Source organism: Pseudomonas sp. 43NM1, assembly GCF_002836905.1.
Taxonomy (GTDB): domain Bacteria; phylum Pseudomonadota; class Gammaproteobacteria; order Pseudomonadales; family Pseudomonadaceae; genus Aquipseudomonas; species Aquipseudomonas prosekii.
Window position 1 is genome coordinate 1 of the sequence record NZ_MKGS01000048.1, and the last position, 9,137, is coordinate 9,137.

General features: G+C 60.2%; 9 protein-coding genes. 6 read left to right on the forward strand and 3 right to left on the reverse strand.

All coding sequences use genetic code 11. The features are described from left to right. Nucleotides 1-90: 90 nt before the first annotated feature. Complete coding sequence (locus tag BI292_RS06730; RefSeq protein WP_101207401.1) at nt 91-654, forward strand: YceI family protein; 564 nt, start codon at nt 91-93, stop codon at nt 652-654. A 96-nt stretch (nt 655-750) separates the two neighbouring features. Next, on the forward strand, nt 751-1,473 hold the full coding sequence (locus BI292_RS06735) for a GNAT family N-acetyltransferase (protein ID WP_101207402.1): 723 nt from the start codon (nt 751-753) through the stop codon (nt 1,471-1,473). Nucleotides 1,474-2,002: 529 nt separating this feature from the next. Here BI292_RS06735 and BI292_RS06740 read toward each other — a convergent pair. Together BI292_RS06740 and BI292_RS06745 are read right to left on the reverse strand one after the other, a co-directional pair. Next, entirely contained in the window at nt 2,003-3,118 is a 1,116-nt protein-coding gene (locus BI292_RS06740) for a P1 family peptidase (protein WP_101207403.1), read from the reverse strand. Between the two features lie 144 nt (nt 3,119-3,262). Next, nucleotides 3,263-4,366, reverse strand: coding sequence for an extracellular solute-binding protein (locus BI292_RS06745; protein WP_101207404.1), 1,104 nt, complete (start codon nt 4,364-4,366; stop codon nt 3,263-3,265). A gap of 111 nt (nt 4,367-4,477) precedes the next feature. Between BI292_RS06745 and BI292_RS06750 the strand changes: the two genes are divergently transcribed. Further along, entirely contained in the window at nt 4,478-5,245 is a 768-nt protein-coding gene (locus BI292_RS06750) for a helix-turn-helix transcriptional regulator (protein WP_101207405.1), read from the forward strand. Between the two features lie 262 nt (nt 5,246-5,507). Here the strand turns inward: BI292_RS06750 and BI292_RS06755 are convergent, their stop codons facing one another. Next, a complete protein-coding gene (locus BI292_RS06755; protein WP_101207406.1) occupies nt 5,508-6,449 on the reverse strand; it encodes a class I SAM-dependent methyltransferase in 942 nt (313 codons plus the stop codon). Between the two features lie 218 nt (nt 6,450-6,667). Here BI292_RS06755 and BI292_RS06760 point away from each other — a divergent pair, with 218 nt between their 5' ends. From BI292_RS06760 to BI292_RS06770, 3 genes are all read left to right on the forward strand, one after another. Next, nucleotides 6,668-7,075, forward strand: coding sequence for a response regulator (locus BI292_RS06760; RefSeq protein WP_101207407.1), 408 nt, complete (start codon nt 6,668-6,670; stop codon nt 7,073-7,075). 105 nt (nt 7,076-7,180) lie between these two features. After that, nucleotides 7,181-7,849, forward strand: coding sequence for an HAD-IA family hydrolase (locus BI292_RS06765; protein WP_101207408.1), 669 nt, complete (start codon nt 7,181-7,183; stop codon nt 7,847-7,849). A gap of 226 nt (nt 7,850-8,075) precedes the next feature. Further along, entirely contained in the window at nt 8,076-9,014 is a 939-nt protein-coding gene (locus BI292_RS06770; protein ID WP_101207409.1) for a cyclase family protein, read from the forward strand. The last annotated feature ends 123 nt before the right edge of the window (nt 9,015-9,137 follow it).

Below are 9,137 nucleotides of genomic sequence, written 5' to 3' on the forward strand. Positions count from 1 at the left end.
GGTTTGTGGCGGGCGAATATCGCGGTGGCGCAAACGCGGGTTCTTTGCTTTATTCCTCCTATCCCGGCAATTCGCCGATCGGAGAATCCCATGCGCTTTCGTTTCCCGCATTTCGCCGTCATTGTGGCGGCCATGGTCTTCGCCGTCAGCAGCCAGGCCGCCGAGTTCAGCGAGGTCAATGTCGCCGCCAGCCAGATCAGTTTCACCTTCAGCCAATTCGGCTCGCGGGTCTACGGCACCTTCGGCAGGTTCGAAGGCACGCTCGATTTCGACACACAAAACCCCGGTGCAGCGCATTCGACGCTGCACATCGACCTGACCAGCATCGACGCCGGCAGCAGCGACGCCAATACCGAATTGCAGAAACCCGCCTGGTTCGACACTGCCGCGCATCCGTTGGCGATTTTCCAGTCCACCAGCATCCGAGCCCTCGGCGATGACCGCTATCTGTTCAGCGGCGACCTCACGCTCAAAGCCGTCGCCCGCCCGATAGAAGTCCAGGTCCAGCTGAGCGCAGAAAGCGGCATCGGCATATTCGTCGGCGAGTTTGCGCTCAATCGGGATGACTTCAAGATCGGCGCCGGGGAGTGGGCCGACAGCGTGGTTTCGAAAAACATCGACATTCGCTTTCGCATCGTTGCGCCACAGCGCTAGCGCGAATACGCAAGCGGCGTTGGGCGGCTGACGCGTTACAATGCGCCGGCCCGCTGCGAACGCGTCAACGCCTTTATCCCCGGAGTCAGCCTTTCGATGCACCAGATCAGCCATTTCAAAACGCCGTGCCCGGAGCACATCAATAGCCAGGTCCTGCAACTGGTGGTCGACAACCTGACCGACATCAGCGCCGTCGCGTTGCCGCCGAGCAACCTGTTGTACAACGTTTACCAATACGCGATCGGCTATGAAGTTCACCTCTATCTGGAGGCGTTGAACGGGGCAAAGGGCGTTGCGGTGGAGTTGATCGTGGCGACCGATGTCGACGACCCGCAGAAGGTCATCGGCTTCGTGTTGTACCTGCCGGTGAAGGACGATCCCGAGGCCTGCGGCGTCGCGTACATGGCGGTGGACGCGAGCTATCGGGGCCAGGGTGTGGCCCGCGCGATGCTGCGCGAAATGGTCGGCCGCTACCCGCACGCCGAGTTGACCTGCAGCGTGGCCAAGGTTGGTTATTTCGAAGCGCTGGGGTTTCAAGTGGTCGGCGTGCGCGCCACGCAAGTGCTGATGAATACCCGCGATCACGGCACCGATGGCTTGATGGCAGTGCTGGACACGGCACCGATCTACAGCTCGCTGGAAGTTAGGCAGATTCATCATTACCTGCTGCAGAAGAATGGCAAACGGGCGATGACCGACGCGGAAAAACAGCGCGATCGGCATCTGGACCAACTGACGCGCAAGGCCAACGAATTTGTCCGCGAGCGCTTGGGCGACGCCGCCGTACCAGCCATCACCCCGAGATTGCGCCTGGTGTAACTCCCGCGCCCCAGCCAAATCCCCTGTGGGAGTGAGCCTGCTCGCGATGGCGGTGTGCCTGGCACGCACATGGTGAATGTGGAACTGCTATCGCGAGCAAGCTCGCTCCCACATTGGATTTAAGTTGCCCGCAAAATCCAGCATCCACTGAAGATCCCCTGTGGGAGCCGAGCTTGCCCGCGATGGCGGTGTGTCTGACACGCAAATTGTGAATGTGAAACTGCTATCGCGAGCAGGCTCACTCCCACATGGAGTCTCTGTTGCCCATAAATCCAACATCCACTGAAAATCCCTGTGGGAGCCGAGCTTGCTCGCGATGGCGGTGTGCCTGGCACGCACATGGTGAATGTGGAACTGCTATCGCGAGCAGGCTCACTCCTACATTGGATCTGCGTCGGCCACAAAACCTAGCATCCACTGGAGATCTCCTGTGGGAGCCGAGCTTGCTCGCGATGGCGGTGTGTCTGATTACGCAAATCGTGAATGTGAAACCAGGCTCCCGCCACGCATCGACTCAACCGCGCCGCACTTACACCGCCCCCGGCCAACCGGCCTTGCGCAATCCGTCCAGCAATGTCGCCGCATCCAGTCCCGGCACGGCATGCCCATTGCCCTCAGCGGTTTCCCCCGCCAGCAAAGTGTTGATAATCGCTTCTTCAACCGCTTCCGTCGCGGCCAGAAACAGCTCGCTAATGTGGTCGTTATTCACCATGCTCAAATGATCGCAGGTCGGTGATTTTTTGCTTTCGTAGGCTGCGGGCGGCACGTTGTTACCGGTGGCGAATGCAATGAAAATGTCGCCACTGTGATCTTCATTACCACCCCCTGTTCGAGCCAGCCCCAAACTGGCCCGCTGCGCCAGGCGCGTGCATTGGTGCGGCAGAAGCGGCGCATCGGTCGCCAGACACACCACAATCGAGCCCATCCCCGGGTGTGGCAGCGCAGCTTTCAGAAACGGCGAATCCGCCTGTTCCATATAGCGCCCAACCGGATAACCATCGACGCGCAATTCATGACGGATGCCATGGTTGGCCTGCACAATCGCGCCAACGGTCCAGCCACCCTGAGCACTGTTCAAACGCCGGGAAGCGGTGCCGATCCCACCCTTGAATTCATGGCAAATCATCCCGCTGCCGCCACCGACATTGCCCTCGGTCACCGGCCCGGCCACCGCCGAGTGCAGCGCTTCGGCGACGTGTTCAGGCTTCACATGAAAGCCATTGATGTCGTTGAGCAAACCGTCAAACGTCTCCAGCACCACCGGCATGTTCCAGTAAAGCCGGCCATCGTCCGCCTGCTGCTCGCGGTCGAGCACAATCAGCGCATCGCGGACCACGCCGAGGCTGTGCGTATTGGTGAACGCGATCGGGCTGGTCAGCAGCCCGGCCTCGCGAATCCACTCCAGGCCGGTCGCATCGCCATTGCCATTGAGCACGTGGACGCCGGCAAAACACGGCTGCTGACTGGTCGACCCGAGGCGCGGCTCGATCACCGTGACGCCGGTGAGAATGTCGCGACCATTGGCGGTGCGGCCGCGCACGTTGCTGTGGCCGACGCGAACGCCGGGCACGTCGGTGATCGCATTGAGCGGGCCAGGTTGCAACTGGCCGAATTGGATATTGAGGTCGCGGGCACGTGGTTTCATTGTCGTTCTCATGTTCGATTCAAGCTCATGGGTAGACTTTTGTAGGAGCGAGGCTTGCCCGCGAAAGCGCTGGGTCAGTCAACATCAATGCTGGGCATGATGGCCTCTTCGCGAGCAAGCTCTGCTCCTACGAAAAGCATGTTTTTACTGACCGTTTTTGACCTTGCTCCACACCCGCGTGCGCACGCGCTCGGTGGCGGGCGGCAACGGTTGCAGGGTGAATAGCGTCGCCATCGCTTCAGCCGACGGGTACACCGCCGGGTTGTTGCGCGTCGCTTCCGCCACCAGCGGCGTGGCGCTGCGGTTGCCGTTGGGGTAGGACAAATGATTGCTCACCGGGGCGATGACTTCCGGGCGCATCAGGTAATCGATGAAGGCCAGGCCTTGTTGCGGATTCGGCGCGTCCTTGAGCAATACCAGCGTGTCGAACCACAGCGGTGCGCCTTCTTTCGGCAGGCTGTAGGCGATCTTCACGCCGTTGCCGGCCTGTTCGGCAGTGGTCTTGGCTTCGAGCATCGCGCCCGACCAACCGACGGCCACGCAGATGTTGCCGTTGGACAAATCGCTGATGAATTTCGACGAGTTGAAGTACGCGATATGCGGGCGCAACTTAAGCAGCAACGCCTCGGCTTTCTTATAGTCCTCGGCATTGGTGCTATTGGGCGGCAGGCCCAGATAATGCAAAGCGACCGGCAGCATTTCCGACGGCGAATCGAGCATCGCCACGCCGCATTCGCCGAGTTTGGCGAGGTTTTCTTCCTTGAAAATCAGGTCCCAGGAGTCCACCGGCGCCCTGTCGCCGAGCGCCGCGCGGACCTTGTCGACGTTGTAGCCGATGCCGTTGGTACCCCACAGGTATGGCACGGCGTACTGGTTGCCCGGATCATTGGCGGCGAGTTTCGCCAGCAGCTCGGTGTCCATGTTCTTGAAATCGGGCATCTGCTCGCGGGGCAGCGGTTGCAGTGCGCCGGCCTTGATCAGCGTCGGCAAACTGAAGTTGCTCGCGACCACCACGTCGTAGCCGCTGCGGCTGGTCAGCAATTTGCCTTCGAGCACTTCGGCGCTGTCGAAGGTGTCGTAAACCGGCACGATACCGGTGTCGCGCTGGAAGTCGTGCAGGGTCGTGGGACCGATGTAGTCATACCAGTTATAGACGTGGACGCTGGGGGCCTCGGCGGCAAATGCCGACACCGAGGCCGACAGACAGGCGCCCAGCCCCAGGTTGATATACGTGCGGTGACCACTCATGATGCGGCACTCCTGGCCTGCTGCAGGCCGGTGATAATCAGGAGCTTGCAGGGTATCGAGCGGGGTGGCCGTCACCCATTCCCATCATGGGTTACACGAAAGGGGTAGGGCGTGGACGCGTTGTTGAAAGAGTTGCCGGTGCATCAAGGTCTGGCGCGGGTGTTCGGCGCGTTGGGGCACGACGGATTCTGGCGAGCGCTGGTCGATACGCTGCGCCTGCTGGTGCCGCTGGACAACGCGTTGGTCGCAGTGATGCGCGCCGGACGGGTGCCGCAATTGCTGATCGATTTCGACTCTCGCGCGAGTGCGCCGGAGCAGCAGGAACTTGACCGTTATAGCGCCGGCATGTACTTGCTCGATCCCTTTTATCAGGCGGTTTGCGCCGGCATTGGCGACGGTTTGCACAGCCTCGACGCGGTGGCTCCGGATCAGTTTCAGCAGAGCGAGTATTACCTGAGTTACTTCCGTTCGGTGGTCGGCGGCGATGAGCTGCAGTTCATGATCAACGTCGACGGCGCGGTGCTCGGTTTGTCGCTGGGGCGCTCGACGCGGTTTTCATTACAAGAGCAGGGCCGACTGTTATGCGTGCGCGACTGGGTGCTCGCGGCGATCGGCCGACACCTGCAACTGGTGCCGCCGGAGGGACCAAGCGCCGTGGCCGGGGATTTGGCGACGTTGCTCGATCGCTTCGACGCGCGACTGACCGCACGCGAGGTCGAGACGGCACGGCTGATCCTGCAAGGCTTTTCCAGCAAAGCCATCGCCCAGCAACTCGGCATCTCCCCGGAAACCGTGAAAGTGCATCGGCGCAACGTCTACCACAAACTCAATGTGGGTGGTCATGGCGAGCTGTTTGCGCTGGTGTTGCAGCCGAAGTAATGGTGTCGGCAGAGAGGGCCCATCGCGAGCAGGCTCACTCCTACATTGGATCTGTGTTGCCCACCAATCCAACATCCACTGAAGATCCCCTGTGGGAGCCGAGCTTGCTCGCGATAGCGGTGTGTCTGACACGCAAATTGTGGATGTGGAACTGCTATCGCGAGCAAGCTCGGCTCCTACAGGGGATCTGTGTCGGCCACAAAATCCCGCATCCACTGAAGATCTCATTGTAGGAGTGAGCCTGCTCGCGATACGCCGCGCCTCAATTCCCTTGCTGAAACACCAACGCTTTCAACCCGCATTCAACATCGGCGTCCGGAAATTCCGGTGGGTTTTCCAGGCGTTCGACAAAGCGCAAACTCGGCGCCTCACGGGTTACGCCGTCGATCAAGAAGTCCGAGCCAAACGCCGGATCGTTCATGCACGCCAGCACCGTGCCTGTCTCGGTGAGCAATTCCGGCAAGCGCCGCAGCACGCGCTGGTAATCCTTGGTCAGGAGAAAACTGCCTTTCTGAAACGACGGCGGATCAATAATCACCAAGTCATAAGGGCCTTTGCCAATCACCTTGCCCCAGGACTTGAACAGGTCGTGACCGAGGAATGTCACTTTGCTCAGGTCATGGCCATTGAGCCGATGATTGTCGCGGCCACGGCTCAGCGCCGAACTGGACATGTCCAGATTGACCACGTGCGCGGCGCCGCCCTCGATCGCCGTCACGGAAAACCCGCAGGTGTACGCAAACAGATTCAGCACCCGTTTGCCCTCGGCATTCGCCCGCACCCAATCGCGGCCGTAACGCATGTCGAGGAACAACCCGGCGTTCTGTTTGCGGCCCAGGTCCACCCGATAATTCAAGCCACCCTCGATGATTGTCATCTCATCCAGGGCATCGCCCAGCAGCCATTCGGTGGTGCTTTGCAGCAAATACCTGTGCTGCAGCAGCAAGGTGTGCGCGGCGGATTGCTGCCATTCGGCGGAGCGCGTGAGGTCCATCAGCAACTGCTTCAAATCCTCAAGCTGCTGCGGCTCGGGTTCTTTGAACAACGACACCAGCACCACGCCCTGCAACCAGTCGACGGTCAACTGCTCCAGCCCTGGCCAGCAGCGCCCGCGCCCGTGAAACAGCCGCCGGGTTTCGGCCGGGGCGGTGGCCAGGGAGGTCAGCAGGTGAGCGTGAAGAATGGCGAGTGTGTCAGGGTTCATCGGGCAACGTCGGCAATGTGAGGGGGCGGCATTTTAACCACAAACGTCCTTGAGCAACGTCTGGATATCAACTCGCTGGCAGCGCTGTGCAGCTTTGTTCGGTGATTTCGTCACTTGCTTGTATCAAAAATGAATTTCCTCAGAGTCCGCTGCTCATACCTGATAGGTAGCGTAATTGAGCTGCAAATTCATTTGTGCAATCAGGGAGTGGGACGGTCATGAATCCAATAACAATGGCGGGCGAGCCGGGTCCTGGCGGCTTGATTCTGGTAGTGGAGGACGACCCGTTGATCCTGGAGTTTCTGTGCGAGATTCTGCAGGAAGAAGGTTTTGCCGTAGAGCCGCAGATCAGCGCGGACGCGGCGACGTTGTACCTCGAAGAAAACGCCGACAAGATCAGCCTGTTGCTGACCGACATCACCATGCCCGGCAAGCGCAACGGCGCCGATCTGGCGAATGATTTCGGTGATCGCTGGCCGGAAAAACCGATCATGATCATGTCCGGTTTCGAGACGCCGGAAACTTCCGGGGTGCGTCACGAGGTGTCGTTCATCAAGAAGCCTTGGGCGCTGGGGCAGTTGCTCGATTGCGTTGAAGGCGCATTGAAATCGCGCACCGCGCAATAGGTCGACGCTTTAGCCTGTACGGCGATTCACCCTCTACACAGTCGATTGCGGCCGACCAGCGGTGCTACATTGCCGCACTGGTCCGGCCCGATAGGAAGTTGTCTTTTGTCTGTTCAAAAATCTGTTTTCAACACCTCATACCGCGCGTTTCTGTTCGACATGGACGGCACCGTGCTCAACTCCATCGCCGCCGCCGAGCGCGTCTGGGCCGCGTGGGCCGAGCGTCACGGCCTCGACGTTGCGACGTTTTTGCCGACCATCCACGGTGCGCGCGCCATCGATACGATCAACCGCCAGGCCTTGCCCGGAATTGATGCAGAAGCCGAGGCAAGGTTTATCACCGAAGCGGAAGTCGAGGACGTAGAAGGCATTGTCGAAGTCGCCAACGCGGCGAAATTCCTCAAAACCTTGCCTGCGCAGCAGTGGGCAATCGTGACGTCGGCGCCGAGGGCTTTGGCGTTGCGGCGGATGGCGGCGGCGGGGATTCCCGAGCCGGCAATGATGGTCACGGCCGAGGACGTGAAGGCCGGCAAGCCTGATCCTGCGGGTTATCGTCTGGCCGCTCAGCGGTTGGGCGTGGACGTGACCGAATGCCTGATTTTCGAAGATGCGACCGTGGGTATTCAAGCGGCGGAAGCGGCTGGCGCTGATGTGTTGGTTATCACCTCGACTCACGAGCATCCTGTGGAAACGCCGCACGCGACATTGGCCAGTTACGATGTGGTCGAAGTCGTCGTAGATGCGGATGGCCGACTGCGCTTGCAGCCGACTTGACCGACATTGCATTGATTCGCCACCACGCTGGCTGATCCTTGTCTTGTGGGAGCATGGCTTGCCCGCGATGGCGTTGCTGAAATCGCTATCGCGGGCAAGCCATGCTCCCACAAGACAACCAGAGCACTCGTGAGTATCCGGAACAAATGTATTGCCCGCGCCTGGCTGTTTCCGCACAGGCGGGCTGCGTACCGTGGGGTCACTGCCAACCCACAGGGACGCCCCCATGCTCAATCGTTTGATCCTGCCATTCACCTTGCTCTTCTCGTTCAGCGCCGCCCATGCCGCCGATGCCGAAAAATGGTACCCGTCGAAATACGGTGCCGACGATGAAATCGGTGCGCTGAATCTGTTGAACGCCGACTCGGTGCTCAACGCCGCCAAACTGATCAAGACCGGCAAAACCTACCCGCTCGCCGTACCGATCGACAAAACCCTGCCAGCCTTCCGTCATCGCAGTTTCAACCTGACCAACGTCCAGCCGGGCGAGGCCGGCGGCACGACGATGGGGCCGAACAAATTCACCTTCAACGATGAGCTGGTGGTCGGCTGGACCGGCGTCGGCACGCAGCTCAACGGCATCGGCCATATCGGTATCGATTACGTCTACTACAACGGCAACCGCGCGGCCGATTTCGTCACCGTCGAAGGCGTGAAAAAACTCGGCATCGAGAAGGTCCCGCCGATTGTCACCCGTGGCGTGGTGCTGGACATGACCGCCGTGTACGGCACGCCAATCGTCCCGGAAAAAACCGAATTCAGCGTCGCCAATATCCAGAAAGCCCTCGACCTGCAAGGCGTGACCATCCAGAAGGGCGATGTGGTGTTGTTCAACACCGGTTGGCTGGAACTGCTCGGCAAGGACGACAAAAAATTCCTCGCCGTCGAGCCGGGCATCGGTATGGCTGCCGCGAAATGGCTGGTCGACAAACAGATCGTCGCGTTCGGCGGGGATACTTGGGCGTCGGAGATCTACCCGGCGAAAGACGGCCAGGAGTTCCCGGTCAACCAGTACATGCTGGCCAAGAACGGCATCTATAACCTCGAGCTGATCGACAGCCGCGCGCTGGTCAAAGACAAGGCTTGGGAGTTCATGTTCGTCCTCGGCCAGCCGCTGTACAAAGGCTCGACCCAGGTCAACATCAACCCGGTCGCGATTCACTGAATCGACGTTCCCCCTGTAGGAGCCGAGCTTGCTCGCGATGGCGGTGGGTCAGCCAGTTTTATGTCACTGACCCACCGCTATCGCGAGCAGGCTCACTCCTACAAGGGGATTTTTGTGAGTAGC

Coding starts and splice junctions, on each gene's coding strand:
- BI292_RS06730 (WP_101207401.1), top strand. CDS start 91: ATGCGCTTTCGTTTCCCGCATTTCGCCGTCATTGTGGCGGCCATGGTC.
- BI292_RS06735 (WP_101207402.1), top strand. CDS start 751: ATGCACCAGATCAGCCATTTCAAAACGCCGTGCCCGGAGCACATCAAT.
- BI292_RS06740 (WP_101207403.1), bottom strand. CDS start 3,118: ATGAAACCACGTGCCCGCGACCTCAATATCCAATTCGGCCAGTTGCAA.
- BI292_RS06745 (WP_101207404.1), bottom strand. CDS start 4,366: ATGAGTGGTCACCGCACGTATATCAACCTGGGGCTGGGCGCCTGTCTG.
- BI292_RS06755 (WP_101207406.1), bottom strand. CDS start 6,449: ATGAACCCTGACACACTCGCCATTCTTCACGCTCACCTGCTGACCTCC.
- BI292_RS06760 (WP_101207407.1), top strand. CDS start 6,668: ATGAATCCAATAACAATGGCGGGCGAGCCGGGTCCTGGCGGCTTGATT.
- BI292_RS06770 (WP_101207409.1), top strand. CDS start 8,076: ATGCTCAATCGTTTGATCCTGCCATTCACCTTGCTCTTCTCGTTCAGC.